The 16,056-nt window shown below is 56.5% G+C and carries 16 protein-coding genes; 12 read left to right on the top strand and 4 right to left on the bottom strand.

Annotation, left to right across the window (positions count from 1 at the left end; genetic code table 11):
- The first annotated feature begins 53 nt into the window (after nt 1–53).
- The 5 genes from ugpB (at nt 54) to ugpQ (ending at nt 5,017) form a co-directional block, all read left to right on the top strand.
- On the top strand, nt 54–1,370 hold the full coding sequence (gene ugpB / locus ACOTZF_RS16925) for a sn-glycerol-3-phosphate ABC transporter substrate-binding protein UgpB (RefSeq protein ID WP_029883603.1): 1,317 nt from the start codon (nt 54–56) through the stop codon (nt 1,368–1,370).
- Between the two features lie 102 nt (nt 1,371–1,472).
- The gene (ugpA, locus tag ACOTZF_RS16920) at nt 1,473–2,360 is read left to right on the top strand and encodes a sn-glycerol-3-phosphate ABC transporter permease UgpA (RefSeq protein WP_013099126.1); all 888 of its coding nucleotides are present in this window, start codon (nt 1,473–1,475) and stop codon (nt 2,358–2,360) included.
- On the top strand, nt 2,357–3,202 hold the full coding sequence (gene ugpE / locus ACOTZF_RS16915; protein ID WP_013099125.1) for a sn-glycerol-3-phosphate ABC transporter permease UgpE: 846 nt from the start codon (nt 2,357–2,359) through the stop codon (nt 3,200–3,202). Before ugpA ends, ugpE begins: the two co-directional genes overlap by 4 nt.
- A gap of 1 nt (nt 3,203) precedes the next feature.
- On the top strand, nt 3,204–4,274 hold the full coding sequence (locus tag ACOTZF_RS16910; protein ID WP_020687753.1) for a sn-glycerol-3-phosphate import ATP-binding protein UgpC: 1,071 nt from the start codon (nt 3,204–3,206) through the stop codon (nt 4,272–4,274).
- Nucleotides 4,271–5,017 carry a glycerophosphodiester phosphodiesterase gene (gene ugpQ / locus ACOTZF_RS16905; protein ID WP_062935238.1) on the top strand — a complete coding sequence of 249 codons (747 nt, stop codon included), beginning with the start codon at nt 4,271–4,273 and terminating at the stop codon, nt 5,015–5,017. Before ACOTZF_RS16910 ends, ugpQ begins: the two co-directional genes overlap by 4 nt.
- On the opposite strand, the gene ACOTZF_RS16900 is transcribed toward ugpQ, so the two are convergent.
- Entirely contained in the window at nt 5,001–5,378 is a 378-nt protein-coding gene (locus ACOTZF_RS16900; protein ID WP_129252551.1) for a DUF2756 family protein, read from the bottom strand. The two genes, ugpQ and ACOTZF_RS16900, sit on opposite strands and share 17 nt — an antisense overlap.
- A 122-nt stretch (nt 5,379–5,500) precedes the next feature.
- Between ACOTZF_RS16900 and ggt the strand changes: the two genes are divergently transcribed.
- The gene (gene ggt / locus ACOTZF_RS16895) at nt 5,501–7,246 is read left to right on the top strand and encodes a gamma-glutamyltransferase (RefSeq protein ID WP_013099121.1); all 1,746 of its coding nucleotides are present in this window, start codon (nt 5,501–5,503) and stop codon (nt 7,244–7,246) included.
- A gap of 54 nt (nt 7,247–7,300) precedes the next feature.
- Here ggt and yhhY read toward each other — a convergent pair whose 3' ends face one another.
- Nucleotides 7,301–7,789 (bottom strand): N-acetyltransferase, encoded by a 489-nt coding sequence (yhhY, locus tag ACOTZF_RS16890; protein ID WP_095455459.1) that lies wholly within the window; start codon nt 7,787–7,789, stop codon nt 7,301–7,303.
- 309 nt (nt 7,790–8,098) lie between these two features.
- Here yhhY and ACOTZF_RS16885 point away from each other — a divergent pair, with 309 nt between their 5' ends.
- The 5 genes from ACOTZF_RS16885 (at nt 8,099) to gntU (ending at nt 13,050) form a co-directional block, all read left to right on the top strand.
- The gene (locus ACOTZF_RS16885) at nt 8,099–9,136 is read left to right on the top strand and encodes an oxidoreductase (RefSeq protein ID WP_023621444.1); all 1,038 of its coding nucleotides are present in this window, start codon (nt 8,099–8,101) and stop codon (nt 9,134–9,136) included.
- Between the two features lie 123 nt (nt 9,137–9,259).
- Nucleotides 9,260–9,955: a pirin family protein gene (locus ACOTZF_RS16880; RefSeq protein ID WP_000639796.1), complete on the top strand. Its 696-nt coding sequence runs from the start codon at nt 9,260–9,262 to the stop codon at nt 9,953–9,955.
- A gap of 101 nt (nt 9,956–10,056) precedes the next feature.
- On the top strand, nt 10,057–11,052 hold the full coding sequence (gntR, locus tag ACOTZF_RS16875) for a gluconate operon transcriptional repressor GntR (protein ID WP_014833579.1): 996 nt from the start codon (nt 10,057–10,059) through the stop codon (nt 11,050–11,052).
- A gap of 126 nt (nt 11,053–11,178) precedes the next feature.
- Nucleotides 11,179–11,706 carry a gluconokinase gene (gene gntK, locus ACOTZF_RS16870; protein ID WP_038420757.1) on the top strand — a complete coding sequence of 176 codons (528 nt, stop codon included), beginning with the start codon at nt 11,179–11,181 and terminating at the stop codon, nt 11,704–11,706.
- A gap of 3 nt (nt 11,707–11,709) precedes the next feature.
- Nucleotides 11,710–13,050 (top strand): gluconate transporter, encoded by a 1,341-nt coding sequence (gene gntU, locus ACOTZF_RS16865; RefSeq protein ID WP_129252549.1) that lies wholly within the window; start codon nt 11,710–11,712, stop codon nt 13,048–13,050.
- A gap of 153 nt (nt 13,051–13,203) precedes the next feature.
- Here the strand turns inward: gntU and ACOTZF_RS16860 are convergent, their stop codons facing one another.
- Nucleotides 13,204–13,650, bottom strand: a complete 447-nt coding sequence (locus ACOTZF_RS16860; protein ID WP_023621441.1) for a hypothetical protein — start codon at nt 13,648–13,650, stop codon at nt 13,204–13,206.
- A gap of 400 nt (nt 13,651–14,050) precedes the next feature.
- The gene (gene yhgN, locus ACOTZF_RS16855; protein ID WP_003861574.1) at nt 14,051–14,644 is read right to left on the bottom strand and encodes an NAAT family transporter YhgN; all 594 of its coding nucleotides are present in this window, start codon (nt 14,642–14,644) and stop codon (nt 14,051–14,053) included.
- A 177-nt stretch (nt 14,645–14,821) separates the two neighbouring features.
- Here yhgN and asd point away from each other — a divergent pair, with 177 nt between their 5' ends.
- Nucleotides 14,822–15,925 carry an aspartate-semialdehyde dehydrogenase gene (gene asd / locus ACOTZF_RS16850; RefSeq protein WP_029883894.1) on the top strand — a complete coding sequence of 368 codons (1,104 nt, stop codon included), beginning with the start codon at nt 14,822–14,824 and terminating at the stop codon, nt 15,923–15,925.
- The last annotated feature ends 131 nt before the right edge of the window (nt 15,926–16,056 follow it).

Raw genomic sequence — 16,056 nt, 5'->3', positions numbered from 1 at the left:
CGCGAGCATAAAACGCGTGATATCGCGCATCCGGCACAATAAGAGAGATGACAATGACATCGTTACGACACACAGCTTTGGGTCTGGCACTGGGTCTGGCTTTTGCGACGAACGCAATGGCTGTGACGACCATTCCGTTCTGGCATTCCATGGAAGGGGAGTTGGGTAAAGAGGTTGACTCCCTGGCGCAGCGTTTCAACGACTCCCATCCGGATTACAAAATTGTGCCGGTGTACAAAGGTAACTACGAGCAGAGCCTGAGCGCGGGCATTGCCGCCTTCCGTACCGGTAATGCGCCTGCCATTTTGCAGGTATACGAAGTAGGCACAGCGACCATGATGGCCTCCAAAGCCATCAAACCGGTCTACGAAGTGTTCAAAGAGGCGGGGATCAACTTCGACGAATCCCAGTTTGTGCCGACCGTAGCGGGTTACTACACCGATTCTAAAACCGGCCATCTGCTGTCTCAGCCGTTTAACAGCTCGACGCCGGTGCTGTACTACAACAAAGACGCCTTTAAGAAAGCCGGTTTAGACCCGGAGCAGCCGCCAAAAACCTGGCAGGATCTGGCGGAGTACACCGCGAAGCTGAAAGCGGCGGGGATGAAGTGCGGCTACGCCAGCGGCTGGCAGGGCTGGATCCAGATTGAAAACTTCAGTGCCTGGCACGGCTTGCCGGTAGCCACCAAAAACAACGGTTTCGATGGCACCGACGCGGTACTGGAGTTCAACAAGCCAGAGCAGGTGAAGCACATCGCGCTGCTGGAAGAGTTGAACAAGAAGGGTGATTTCAGCTACTTCGGACGTAAAGACGAATCCACCGAGAAGTTCTACAACGGTGACTGCGCCATTACCACCGCCTCGTCCGGCTCGCTGGCGGATATCCGTCACTACGCCAAATTCAACTACGGCGTGGGCATGATGCCGTACGACGCAGACGTGAAAGGCGCGCCGCAGAACGCCATCATCGGCGGAGCAAGCCTGTGGGTGATGCAGGGTAAAGACGCCGGCACCTACAAAGGAGTGGCCGAGTTCCTCGACTTCCTGGCGAAACCTGAAAACGCGGCCGAATGGCACCAGAAAACCGGCTACCTGCCGATCACCAAAGCTGCCTATGACCTGACCCGCGAGCAGGGCTTCTACAGCAAGAATCCGGGTGCGGATATCGCGACGCGTCAGATGCTGAACAAGCCGCCGTTGCCGTTCACCAAAGGTCTGCGTCTGGGCAACATGCCGCAGATCCGCACCATTGTCGACGAAGAGCTGGAAAGCGTCTGGACCGGCAAGAAAACGCCACAGCAGGCGCTGGATTCAGCGGTAGAGCGCGGGAATCAGCTGCTGCGCCGCTTTGAGCAGTCCACCAAATCGTAAAAAAATGCCCGGTGGCGCTGCGCTTACCGGGCCTACGACGTGCCATATGTAGGCCGGGTAAGGCGTAGCCGCCACCCGGCACTGTTCAGGAACCAAATCTCAATGTCATCATCCCGTCCGGTGTTTCGTTCCCGCTGGCTGCCGTATCTGCTGGTCGCGCCTCAGCTGGTCATCACCGTTATCTTCTTTATCTGGCCTGCGGGCGAAGCGCTCTGGTACTCGGTGCAAAGCGTTGATCCTTTTGGACTCTCCAGCCAGTTTGTTGGCCTGGACAATTTCACCGCGCTGTTCCACGACAGCTACTACCTGGATTCTTTCTGGACGACGATCAAATTCAGCGCGCTGGTCACCGTGAGCGGCCTTGTTGCCTCGCTGTTCTTCGCCGCGCTGGTGGATTACGTGGTGCGTGGCAGCCGTCTGTATCAGACCCTGATGCTGCTGCCCTACGCCGTGGCACCAGCGGTCGCCGCCGTGCTGTGGATCTTCCTGTTTAACCCCGGACGCGGGTTAATTACCCATTTTCTGGCGGAATTCGGATACGACTGGAACCACGCCCAGAATAGCGGCCAGGCGATGTTCCTGGTGGTGTTCGCCTCGGTGTGGAAGCAGATCAGCTACAACTTCCTGTTCTTCTTTGCCGCGCTACAGTCCATTCCGCGTTCGCTGGTGGAAGCCGCCGCCATTGACGGCGCAGGCCCGATCCGCCGCTTCTTCAGGCTGTCGCTGCCGCTGATTGCCCCGGTGAGTTTCTTCCTGCTGGTGGTGAACCTGGTGTATGCCTTTTTCGACACCTTCCCGGTCATCGACGCGGCCACCGCCGGTGGCCCGGTGCAGGCCACGACGACGCTGATTTATAAAATCTACCGCGAAGGGTTTGCCGGGCTGGATCTCTCGGCCTCCGCCGCGCAGTCCGTCGTGCTGATGTTCCTCGTCATCATCCTCACGGTGGTGCAGTTCCGCTATGTCGAAAGTAAGGTGCGCTACCAATGATTGAGAACCGTCGCGGGCTGACGATTTTCAGCCATACCATGCTGATTCTGGGGATTATCGTCATCCTCTTTCCGCTGTACGTGGCGTTTGTCGCCGCCACGCTGGACACCAAAGCGGTGTTCGACACGCCGATGACGCTGATCCCAGGCACGCATCTTTTTGAGAACATGAAAACCATCTGGACCCAGGGCGTGGGGGCCAACAGCGCGCCGTTCTGGCTGATGATGCTCAACAGCTTCATCATGGCGTTCGGCATTACGGTGGGCAAAATCACGGTGTCGATGCTTTCGGCCTTCGCCATCGTCTGGTTCCGCTTTCCGCTGCGTAACCTCTTCTTCTGGATGATTTTTATCACCCTGATGCTGCCGGTGGAGGTGCGTATCTTCCCGACGGTGGAGGTGATCGCCAACCTGAAGATGCTCGACAGCTACGCGGGCTTAACCCTGCCGCTGATGGCATCTGCGACCGCCACCTTCCTGTTCCGCCAGTTCTTTATGACGCTGCCGGACGAGCTGATTGAAGCCGCGCGCATTGACGGCGCCTCACCGATGCGCTTTTTCCGCGACATCGTGCTGCCGCTGTCGAAAACCAACCTCGCGGCGCTGTTTGTGATCACCTTTATCTACGGCTGGAACCAGTACCTGTGGCCGCTGCTGATTATTCAGGACGTCAACCTCGGCACCGCCGTGGCGGGCATCAAGGGCATGATCGCCACCGGCGAAGGCACCACCCTCTGGAACCAGGTGATGGCGGCGATGCTGCTCACCCTTATCCCCCCGGTCGTTATCGTTTTAGCCATGCAGCGTGCGTTTGTGCGTGGTTTAGTGGACAGTGAGAAATAAGATGGCAGGTTTAAAACTTCAGGCAGTGACCAAAAGCTGGGATGGCAAAACCCAGGTGATTCAGCCGCTCACCCTCGACGTGGCGGACGGGGAGTTCATCGTGATGGTCGGCCCGTCCGGTTGCGGCAAATCCACGCTGCTGCGCATGGTGGCCGGGCTTGAGCGCGTCTCCTCCGGCGATATCTGGATTGACCGCCAGCGCGTGACCGAGATGGAGCCCAAAGATCGCGGCATCGCGATGGTGTTCCAGAACTACGCCCTCTATCCGCACATGAGCGTGGAAGAGAATATGGCCTGGGGGCTGAAAATCCGCGGCATGGGCAAGGGGCATATCGAGGAGCGGGTGAAAGAGGCGGCGCGCATTCTGGAGCTGGATGGCCTGCTTAAGCGCCGTCCGCGCGAGCTCTCCGGCGGCCAGCGCCAGCGCGTGGCGATGGGGCGTGCCATCGTGCGCGATCCGGCGGTGTTCCTGTTCGATGAACCGCTCTCTAACCTCGACGCCAAGCTGCGCGTGCAGATGCGTCTGGAACTGCAGCAACTGCATCGCCGTCTTAAAACCACCTCCCTGTACGTGACGCACGATCAGGTCGAAGCCATGACCCTTGCCCAGCGGGTGATGGTGATGAACAAAGGCGTTGCCGAACAGATTGGCACGCCGGTGGAGGTGTACGAAAAACCGGCCAGCCGCTTTGTGGCGAGCTTTATCGGCAGCCCGGCAATGAACCTGCTGGAAGGGCGGATCAGCAGCGCGGGCACCCACTTTGAGCTGGAAAGCGGGATGGCATTGCCCATCAACTGGTACTATCGTGGCTACGCCGGGCGTAAGATGACGCTCGGTATTCGCCCGGAGCATATTGGTTTAACCTCTCAGGCGGACGGCGGCGTGCCGCTGGTGATGGACACGCTGGAGATGTTGGGTGCAGATAACCTGGCGCACGGACGCTGGGGCGAGCAAAAAATGGTGGTGCGTCTGCCGCATCAGGAACGCCCGAAAGCAGGCAGCACGCTGTGGCTGCATCTGCCGGAAAATCACCTGCACTTATTTGACGGTGAAACAGGACAACGAGTATGAGCAACTGGCCTTATCCCCACATCGTCGCCCACCGTGGCGGCGGTAAACTGGCGCCGGAAAATACCCTGGCGGCAATTGATGTTGGCGCACGCTACGGCCACACGATGATTGAGTTCGACGCCAAGCTGTCGAAAGACGGCGAAATTTTCCTGCTGCATGATGACAATCTCGAACGCACCAGCAACGGCTGGGGCGTGGCGGGGGAACTGCCGTGGCGCGATCTGCTGAAGGTGGATGCCGGAAGCTGGTTCAGCGGCGAGTACAAAGGCGAACCGTTGCCGCTGCTGGCGGAAGTGGCCGACCGTTGTCGTCAACACGGGATGATGGCCAACATCGAAATCAAACCGACGACCGGTACCGGGCCGCTCACGGGCAACGTGATTGCGCTGGCCGCACGCGAGCTGTGGGAAGGCATGACGCCACCGCTGCTGTCGTCATTTGAAATTGATGCCCTTGAAGCGGCACAGGCTGCGGTGCCGGAGCTGCCGCGCGGGCTGCTGCTGGACGAGTGGCGCGAGGACTGGCGTGAGCTGACCACCCGCTTAGCGTGCGTGTCGATCCATCTCAATCATAAGCTGCTGGATGAGGCGAGGGTTAAGATGCTGAAAGCGGCAGGGCTGCATATTCTGGTGTATACCGTCAACAAACCCCAGCGTGCGGCTGAGCTGATGCGCTGGGGTGTGGACAGTATCTGTACCGATGCGATTGACCTGATCGGCCCGGACTTTAGTTCTGCGGATTAAGCATACTGCCATTCGACTGCGACGGCAGCATATGCTGCTGTCCGCTGCCTGACGAACTCATCCCTCCCAGCATCCCGCCGTTTTTATTCGGCAGCGGTTGCTCGCGCATTTGTCCCTGCTGCACGCGCAGGGTGTTAGTGTTCATCTGATTTTGCAGGCTCTGCTGCTGCATTCGGGTCTGCGTGTTCAACTGCTGGTTTAGCATTCCTTTTTGCTGTTGCTGCTGACTCATCATCTCCGTCTGCATACGCTGCTGGCTCGGAATGACATAGCCCGGCTGGTTAGGGTTATTCATCGTATTGAGTGGCTGTGCAAGTGCGGCAAACGGAAGCAACGCCGTAAGGATCAGGAAGCGTTTCATGATCTTCTCCTTCTTTGAGGTTTCTCTTAAGTTTACCCCGAATTCACCATGACGATGATTTTTTAGGAGTTGTGAACCAGGCTTAAGCGGGGAATATGGCTCCCTTCACCTGGAGAACAATAATGATGAAACCAACCCTTTTGCGCTGGGTCGCCATCGCTGCGCTGATGGCAGGCGGTACATTTAGCGTGGCGGCTAACCCGCCTGCGGCTCCTCCGGTCTCTTATGGCGTGGAGGAAGATGTGTTTCATCCCGTGCGGGCCACGCACGGGATGGTGGCCTCGGTGGATGCGCTGGCAACGAAAGTGGGCGTCGATATTCTCAAACAGGGCGGTAATGCGGTGGATGCCGCGGTGGCGGTCGGCTATGCGCTGGCGGTAACACACCCGCAGGCGGGGAATCTCGGCGGCGGCGGCTTTATGATGCTGCGCACCAAAGACGGGAAGACGACGGCTATCGACTTCCGCGAAATGGCGCCAGCTCAGGCCTCCCGCGATATGTTCCTTGACGATCAGGGCAACCCGGACAGTAAAAAATCGCTGACCTCGCACCTTGCGTCCGGTACGCCGGGCACCGTCGCAGGCTTCTCGCTGGCGCTGGAAAAATACGGCACTATGCCGCTGAACAAAGTGGTCCAGCCTGCCATTAAGCTGGCACGCGACGGCTTTGTGGTGAACGACGCCCTGGCCGATGACCTTAAAACCTACGGCAGCGAAGTCATTCCGAACCATGAAAACAGCAAGGCGATCTTCTGGAAAGACGGAGAGCCGCTGAAGAAGGGCGATAAGCTGGTGCAGAAGAACCTTGCCAAAAGCCTGGAGCTGATTGCGGAGCATGGCCCGGACGCCTTCTACAAAGGGGCGATTGCCGACCAGATTGCCGAAGAGATGCAAAAGAACGGCGGGCTCATCACTAAAGCGGATCTGGCGGAGTATAAGGCGGTGGAGCGCGAGCCAATTAGCGGCACCTATCGTGGGTATGAGGTCTTCTCCATGCCGCCGCCGTCCTCCGGCGGGATCCACATCGTGCAGATCCTCAATATTCTGGAAAACTTCGATATGCACAAGTTTGGCTTCGGCAGTGCCGATGCCATGCAGGTGATGGCCGAGGCGGAAAAACGCGCCTATGCCGACCGCTCGGAATACCTTGGCGACCCGGACTTTGTGAAGGTGCCGTGGCAGGCGCTGACCAACAAAGCGTATGCCAAATCCATTGCCGATCAGATCGACATCAATAAGGCTAAGCCGTCGAGCGAGATCCGCCCCGGCAAGCTGGCACCGTATGAAAGTAACCAGACCACCCACTTCTCGGTGGTGGATAAAGACGGTAACGCGGTGGCGGTGACCTATACGCTCAATACCACCTTTGGAACCGGTATTGTGGCGGGCAACAGCGGCATTCTGTTGAACAACGAGATGGATGACTTCTCTGCCAAACCGGGCGTACCGAACGTCTACGGGCTGGTCGGTGGGGATGCCAACGCGGTGGGGCCGAAGAAACGTCCGCTGTCGTCGATGTCACCAACCATTGTGGTGAAAGACGGCAAAACCTGGCTGGTAACCGGCAGCCCGGGCGGCAGCCGAATTATCACCACCGTGCTGCAGATGGTGGTGAACAGTATCGATTTTGGTATGAACGTGGCGGAGGCGACCAACGCCCCACGCTTCCATCACCAGTGGCTGCCGGATGAACTGCGCGTCGAGAAGGGCTTTAGCCCGGACACCCTCAAACTGCTGGAGCAGCGCGGACAGAAGGTAGCGGTGAAAGAGGCGATGGGCAGCACCCAGAGCATTATGGTGGGGCCGGACGGGGCGCTGTTTGGCGCGTCAGACCCGCGGTCGGTGGATGATTTAACGGCGGGGTATTAATCTGTTGTGTAATTCCCTCTCCCGGTGGGAGAGGGTTAGGGTGAGGGCAACAAACTACTTCATTCGCGCCATATAATATGCATCCACATACTCGCCGTTGCGCAGGGCATAACGCTTGCCTGTGCCTTCAATCTCAAATCCGTGTTTTTTGTACACCGCAATCGCCGGCTCGTTATCGACAAACACCGTCAGCTCAATGCGGTCAACGCGCAGCCAGTTATCGCACATATCAATCATGGTGCGCATCAGTGCGCTGGCAACGCCCCGGTTTTGCCACTGCGCGCCTACACAAATCCCAAAATCAGCCACATGGCTGCGGCGCGGGCGTTGCGCAACGGCGATGCTCAGGTGTCCGGCAACGGTGCCGTCGATACATGCGACCAGCTGTTTAATGCCCGGCTGGTCGGATAGCCGCTCTTGCCACATCTGCTCAGAGGGATGAGGAACCTGTAGCGTGTTGTGGTACACCTCCGGCTGGGCGTGGATCTGACGAATGGCGTCATAATCTTTCGGTTCCGCATGGCGTATCACTATCTCACTCATTCCTTATTCCTCAGTCAGTTAAACATCCTTTCCAACATCAGTGACTTTGAAATTTGAGTCAACCGCTATTTTTTGCAAAAAGTATTGGACAAGTGCGAATGAGAATGATTATTATTGCTCTGCATTCAGGAAGACCACTACGGGAACCTGAAAGCACGACATTGCTCACATTGCTTCCAGTATTACTTTAGCCAGCTTTTAGCTGGCTTTTTTTTGTCCTTTTTCGCCCTCTCCCCGTGGGAGAGGGCTGGGGTGAGGGCAAAACATGCGCTATGGTAAAACCCAGTAACCTTCCAAAAGGACTGAGCTATGACCTTACATTGCGCATTTATTGGATTTGGTAAAAGTACGACCCGCTATCACCTTCCGTATGTTCTCAACCGTAAAGACAGCTGGCATGTGGCGCATATCTACCGCCGCAGCGCGAAGCCGGAAGAGCAGTCTCCGCAGTATTCCCATATTCATTTCACCAGCGATCTCAATGAAGTCCTGGGCGATCCGCAGGTTAAACTGGTCATCGTCTGTACCCATGCCGACAGCCATTTCGACTATGCGAAACGCGCGCTCGAGGCGGGTAAAAACGTGCTGGTAGAAAAACCCTTCACCCCGACCATCGCTGAAGCGAAAACCCTCTTCGCACTGGCGAAAAGCAAAGGGCTGACCGTCACGCCGTATCAGAACCGTCGCTTCGACAGCTGCTTCCTGACGGCGAAAAAGGCGATTGAGAGCGGCAAGCTTGGCGACATCGTCGAAATGGAAAGCCATTTTGACTATTACCGCCCGGTGGCGGAGACCAAGCCCGGCCTGCCGCAGGACGGTTCCTTCTACGGTCTTGGCGTCCATACCATGGACCAAATCATCTCCCTGTTTGGCCGCCCGGACCACGTGGCGTATGACATTCGCAGCCTGCGTAATAAAGCCAACCCGGACGATACTTTTGAAGCGCAGCTGTTCTACGGCGACCTGAAAGCCATCGTTAAAACCAGCCATCTGGTGAAAATCGACTACCCGAAATTTATCGTTCACGGCACGAAAGGTTCGTTTATCAAGTATGGTATCGATCAGCAGGAGACCAGCCTGAAGGCCAATATCATGCCGGGTGAGCCGGGCTTTGCGGCGGATGATTCGGTTGGCGTACTGGAGTATGTGAACGCAGAAGGTGTGACGGTCAGAGAAGAGCTGACGCCTGAAACCGGCGACTATGGTCGCGTCTACGACGCGCTGCATGCAACCCTGACCCGCGGCGTGGCGAATTACGTCAAGGAATCTGACGTTCTGACCAACCTCGAAATCCTCGAGCGGGCCTTCGAACAGGCTTCTCCTGCCACGGTAACCCTTGCGAAATAAGCAAAAATGGCTCCTCTGCACTTGTTCATAATTTTTGAACAGAGGAGTCAATTTTCACCCTCTATGATCCCAGGCGGTTTGCGTCCACACTTACTCCATCGAAACGAACTGAGGGTGAAAACAATGATCTACTTACGCAAAGCAAACGAACGTGGTCACGCGAATCATGGCTGGCTGGACTCATGGCATTCATTCTCGTTTGCCGACTACTACGACCCGAACTTCATGGGCTTCTCCGCACTGCGCGTGATTAACGATGACGTGATTGATGCAGGCCAGGGCTTCGGTACCCACCCGCATAAAGACATGGAAATCCTGACCTATGTGCTGGAAGGGGCGGTTGAGCACCAGGACAGCATGGGCAACAAAGAGCAGGTTCCGGCGGGCGAGTTCCAGATCATGAGTGCGGGTACCGGTGTTCGTCACTCGGAGTACAACCCGAGCAAAACGGAAAAACTGCACCTGTATCAAATCTGGATCATTCCAGAAGAAACCGGCATCACGCCGCGCTACGAGCAGCGCCGCTTCGACGCCAAACAGGGCAAACAGCTGGTGCTCTCCCCGGATGCGCGTGAAGGTTCGCTGAAAGTGCATCAGGATATGGAACTGTACCGCTGGGCGCTGGCGAAAGACGAACAGTCTGTACACCAGATCGCCGCGAACCGCCGCGTCTGGATCCAGGTGGTGAAAGGTGAAGTGTCCATCAACGGCACCAAAGCGACAACGGCAGATGGTCTGGCCATCTGGGATGAGCAAGCGCTCTCCGTGCATGCCGACAGCGAAAGTGAAATTCTGCTGTTTGATCTGCCACCGGTGTAATAAATCATAAATAAATGCCCATCCTTCCCTTTGACAGGGGAAGGATGGGCTTTGTCCGTGATAAACTGAGCAAATCTCTCTCTTCAAGATTTCTCAGGACGATGAAAAAGAAACGCCCCGTACTTCAGGATGTCGCCGATCGTGTTGGTGTGACCAAAATGACGGTCAGCCGTTTTTTACGTAACCCGGAACAGGTTTCCGTAGCGTTGCGTGGCAAGATTGCCGCTGCTCTCGATGAACTGGGTTATATCCCTAACCGCGCACCCGATATTCTCTCCAATGCTACCAGTCGTGCGGTGGGCGTCCTCCTGCCTTCTTTAACCAACCAGGTCTTTGCCGAAGTGTTGCGCGGTATTGAAAGCGTCACGGATGCGTTTGGTTACCAGACCATGCTGGCACACTACGGCTACAAACCGGAACTGGAAGAAGAACGTCTTGAATCGATGCTTTCCTGGAACATCGATGGCCTGATTTTAACTGAACGTACTCACACCCCCCGTACGCTGAAGATGATCGAAGTGGCCGGGATCCCGGTGGTGGAACTGATGGACAGCCAGTCGCCGTGCCTTGATATTGCCGTGGGTTTTGACAACTTCGAAGCGGCGCGGCAGATGACGGCGGCGATCATCGCGCGTGGTCATCGTCATATCGCCTACCTGGGTGCGCGTCTTGATGAACGTACTATCATCAAACAGAAGGGATACGAGCAGGCGATGCTTGACGCAAATTTAACCCCGTACAGCGTGATGGTGGAGCAGTCCTCTTCCTATACGTCGGGTATTGAGCTGATGCGGCAGGCGCGGCGCGAGTATCCACAACTGGACGGTATTTTCTGTACCAACGATGACCTTGCGGTCGGTGCAGCGTTCGAATGCCAGCGTCTGGGGCTGAAGATCCCCGATGATATGGCGATAGCCGGTTTCCACGGCCATGACATCGGCCAGGTGATGGAGCCGCGTCTGGCGAGCGTCCTGACACCGCGTGAACGCATGGGTCGCATTGGCGCAGAACGCCTGCTGGCGCGCATTCGCGGCGAAGCGGTTACGCCAAAAATGTTAGATTTAGGTTTCACCTTGTCACCGGGTGGATCTATTTAATCCGACAAATTTGAAGTAGCTCACACTTATTCACATCGCGCACGTTTGGATATTGCTTCTCTTTTGCCCCGGCAGGACAATGTTACCGATAACTGTTACCCGTAACAATTGACTGAGGGACACCCTTTGAGCACGACTAATCATGATCACCACGTTTACGTCCTGATGGGCGTTTCCGGTAGCGGTAAATCTGCCGTGGCAAGCGAAGTGGCGCATCAACTTAATGCGGCGTTTCTTGATGGCGACTTCCTCCATCCGCGCAGCAACATCATGAAGATGGCCTCCGGCGAGCCGCTGAACGACGACGACCGTAAACCGTGGTTACAGGCGCTGAACGATGCCGCGTTTGCCATGCAGCGCACCAATAAAGTTTCCCTGATCGTCTGCTCTGCGCTGAAAAAAACCTACCGCGATCTGCTGCGTGACGGCAACCCGAACCTCTCTTTCATCTACCTGAAAGGCGATTTCGACGTCATCGAAAGCCGTCTCAAGGCGCGCAAAGGCCACTTCTTCAAAACCCAGATGCTGGTCACACAGTTCGAAGCGCTGCAGGAGCCAGGTGAAGATGAAAAAGACGTCTTAGTGGTTGATATCGATCAGTCACTGGAGGGTGTTGTTGCCAGCACCATCGAGGTCATTAATAAAAGGCAGTAAGTTTTGAGTACATTAACGCTAGTTTTGACAGCAGTGGGTTCGGTATTGCTGCTGCTGTTTTTAGTGATGAAAGCGCGTATGCATGCTTTTGTTGCTTTGATGGTGGTTTCTATTGGTGCAGGTCTCTTTTCCGGTATGCCGCTCGACAAGATCGCTGCGACGATGGAAAAAGGGATGGGGGGCACACTGGGCTTCCTGGCTATTGTGGTCGCGCTGGGCGCGATGTTTGGCAAGATCCTGCATGAGACGGGCGCGGTCGACCAGATTGCCGTCAAGATGCTGAAATCGTTTGGTCACAGTCGTGCACACTATGCGATTGGGCTGGCCGGTCTGATCTGCGCGCTGCCGTTGTTCTTTGAAGTGGCCGTGGTGCTGCTGATTAGCGTGGCGTTCTCCATGGCGCGCCATACCGGTACTAACCTTGTGAAGCTGGTTATTCCGCTGTTTGCGGGTGTGGCCGCGGCGGCGGCGTTTCTGCTGCCGGGGCCTGCGCCGATGCTGCTGGCTTCCCAGATGCACGCCGACTTTGGCTGGATGATCCTGATTGGCCTGTGCGCGGCAATCCCGGGAATGATTATCGCCGGTCCGCTGTGGGGCAACTTCATCAGCCGCTACGTTGAACTGCATATTCCTGATGATATTACCGAGCCGCACCTGGGCGAAGGTAAAATGCCGTCCTTCGGCTTCAGCCTGTCTCTGATCCTGCTGCCGCTGGTGCTGGTGGGTTTGAAAACCATTGCCGCGCGCTTTGTACCGGTGGGCTCTACCGCGTACGAATGGTTCGAATTTATCGGTCACCCGTTCACGGCAATTCTGGTGGCGTGTCTGGTGGCGATTTATGGCCTGGCGATGCGTCAGGGGATGCCGAAAGACCGCGTGATGGAAATCTGCGGTGCTGCGCTGCAGCCAGCGGGCATTATCCTGCTGGTGATCGGTGCGGGTGGCGTGTTCAAGCAGGTGCTGGTGGATTCAGGCGTCGGTCCGGCGCTGGGTGAAGCGCTGACCGGAATGGGACTGCCCATCGCGGTCACCTGCTTTGTGCTGGCGGCGGCGGTGCGTATTATTCAGGGCTCCGCGACCGTGGCCTGTTTAACGGCTGTTGGCCTGGTGATGCCGGTGATTGAACAGCTGAACTACTCCGGTGCGCAGATGGCGGCGCTGTCTATCTGTATCGCGGGTGGTTCGATTGTGGTGTCGCACGTGAACGATGCGGGCTTCTGGCTGTTCGGTAAATTTACCGGTGCGACCGAAGCGCAAACCTTGAAAACCTGGACGCTGATGGAAACTATCCTCGGCACTACGGGTGCGATTGTCGGGATGATTGGGTTTACGCTGCTGAGCTAACCCCGGTTTTCTCCCTCTCCCTGTGGGAGAGGGTTGGGGTGAGGGCATCAGGCCGCAGAGATCTTATTTTGTCGGGTGGCGGATTCGCCTTACCCGACCTACAAAAAACTCAGTTCCCGTAGGCCGGGTAAGCGCAAGCGCCACCCGGCTTTTTTACAGCAGCACTGTGCCTTCCGTTGTGCGCAGCCAGCGCGGCGCTTTTAGCGTATCGCTGTAAAATCGCACCAACTCCTGCAACAGATCTCCCGCCACTCTCTCATCGCTTTCTGACAGCGAATGCGCTAACAGCATTTGCGTTAACAGCTGGCAATATCGCCCTAACTGATCAACTTCTGGTTCGAATACCGGCACGTCCAATGGCAGGTCATCCACCGTCAGGCTGGCTTTTAAATATTCTGGAACAGGTTCAAGCAGCGTCGGCTGGAGCAGGGCGAGGCAGGCGGAAAGCCGTCCGCACAGCGCCATCTTCTGGGTTGGATCGTCACATTCAACCAGCACGTCGACAAACCGCGCGCAGTTGTCTGCCAGCTCGGTGAAGTCGGTGGTGTGATCGAACGGTGTGGTGAATAAGGAGTGAGAAAAGCTAAGGGTAGTAGTCATAAGACCGCCTCTGATGCGTAAAATGGACCGCCACAGGAGGGACCAACCTCACTGGTGGCGGACTGAACGGAGTTGGTCCTACCGGCCTCATCAGCTACCGGCGCGCCTTGCGGCGCCACCGTCCAGCCCACCATTAAGGTGTAACTGACTACGCGATAAAGAAATTTTATCACGGATGAGGATAACAGAGGACCAACCCTGACGCCTGATTTTGCAGGCGCGGCAAGAAGATACTGCTTTGAAGATCGGGTGGCAAGAGAGGCTCTGGAAGGCGGCTCGCAAAACGAAATATTATTTTTGAGGAGTGCGGCCTGTTGCCCTCACCCCGGCCCTCTCCCACGGGGAGAGGGAGCAACCACTAAAAACGGCAATCTAAGATTGCCGTTTTGCATTTACCTTGCTATCCCTTCATCCACGCCCGTATCCCGTCCAGGAACATCTGCGTCGCCATCATCACCAGAATCAGCCCCATCAAACGCTCCAGCGCATTGACCCCTTTTTCGCCCAGCAGGCGCAGGAACAGCGACGATTGCAGCAGAATGATGAACGTTCCGCCCCAGGCAATCAGCAAAGCAATCACCAGATGGCTCATCTGGTTGGGATACTGATGCGACAGTAGCATCAATGTGGCCAGAATGGTCGGCCCGGCGACCAGCGGGATCGCCAGCGGTACGATAAACGGCTCTTCACCCGCAGGCAGTCCGCTGCTGCTGCCTTCTGCGCTCGGGAAAATCATCTTGATGGCAATCAGGAACAGAATAATTCCGCCGGAAATCGAAACCGTTTCGGCACGCAGATTCAGGAAAGCGAGAATTTTTTCGCCAGCAAACAGGAAGATAAACATCACCAGCAGGGCGATGAGCAGCTCGCGGATCATGATCGCCCGGCGGCGCTTGGGTTCGGTGTGCTTCAGCACCGACATGAAAATCGGCAGGTTTCCCAGTGGATCCATTATCAGGATCAATAAAACCGCCGCAGAAATGATTTCACTCATGTAAATTAGCCCTGAATTTCTCTATGGTTATTAGGATGATTAGCTCTTTTTCTGATTGCCGGGCAATCATCGATTAATTTCGCTTGCGACTTTGGCAGCATTTTGTAATGTGAAGCATATCCCAGTTCAATACTGGCTTGCACAAACAGCACACACCCTCTGCAGGAAACAAATGCTATGAAAAACGTTGGTTTTATCGGCTGGCGCGGTATGGTCGGCTCTGTACTCATGCAACGCATGGTTGAAGAGCGCGATTTCGACGCTATCCGCCCGGTCTTCTTCTCCACTTCCCAGCTCGGCCAGGCTGCACCGTCCTTTGGTGGTACCACAGGGACGTTGCAGGATGCTTACGATCTGGAAGCGCTGAAGGCACTCGACATTATTGTGACCTGCCAGGGCGGCGATTATACCAACGAAATCTATCCAAAGCTGCGTGAAAGCGGCTGGCAGGGCTACTGGATTGACGCGGCCTCTTCGCTGCGTATGAAAGACGATGCCATCATCATCCTCGACCCGGTGAACCAGGGCGTGATCACCGACGGCTTGAACAACGGCGTGAAAACCTTTGTCGGCGGTAACTGCACCGTCAGCCTGATGCTGATGTCCCTCGGTGGCCTGTTCGCGCAGGACCTGGTGGAGTGGGTCTCCGTGGCGACCTACCAGGCCGCATCCGGCGGCGGTGCGCGTCACATGCGTGAACTGCTGACCCAGATGGGCCAGCTGCACCAGAGCGTTGCGACCGAGCTGGCAAATCCGGCGTCCGCGATCCTCGATATCGAGCGTAAAGTCACCGAGCTGACCCGCAGCGGCGAACTGCCGGTCGATAACTTTGGCGTACCGCTGGCCGGTGGCCTGATCCCGTGGATCGACAAACAGCTGGATAACGGCCAGACCCGTGAAGAGTGGAAGGGTCAGGCGGAGACCAACAAAATCCTCGCTACCGCGAACACCATTCCGGTTGACGGTCTGTGCGTGCGTATCGGCGCGCTGCGCTGCCACAGCCAGGCCTTCACCATTAAACTGAAAAAAGATGTGTCTATTCCGACCGTGGAAGAGCTGCTCGCCGCACACAACCCGTGGGCGAAAGTGGTGCCAAACGATCGCGATATCACCATGCGCGAACTGACGCCTGCGGCCGTTACCGGCACGCTGACCACGCCGGTTGGCCGTCTGCGTAAGCTGAACATGGGGCCAGAGTACCTCTCCGCGTTCACCGTGGGTGACCAGCTCCTGTGGGGTGCCGCAGAGCCGCTGCGCCGCATGCTGCGCCAGCTGGCGTAATAATTTGTTAACTACCGGGGGTGATTTTCACCCCCTTTTTTTGCGTACTACATGGAGTAAAACGCAGATGTCTTATTTTTTATCAGGAGGAACCTCGTCGTTGGCTATGCTTTAAGGAAGATTTATTTCTC

The sequence above is a fragment of the Enterobacter cloacae complex sp. SHL021 genome (assembly GCF_049237765.1).
In the GTDB taxonomy this organism is placed as follows: domain Bacteria; phylum Pseudomonadota; class Gammaproteobacteria; order Enterobacterales; family Enterobacteriaceae; genus Enterobacter; species Enterobacter cloacae.
Note: the sequence above shows the minus strand (reverse complement) of the source record. Positions and strands in the feature narration are given on the sequence as shown.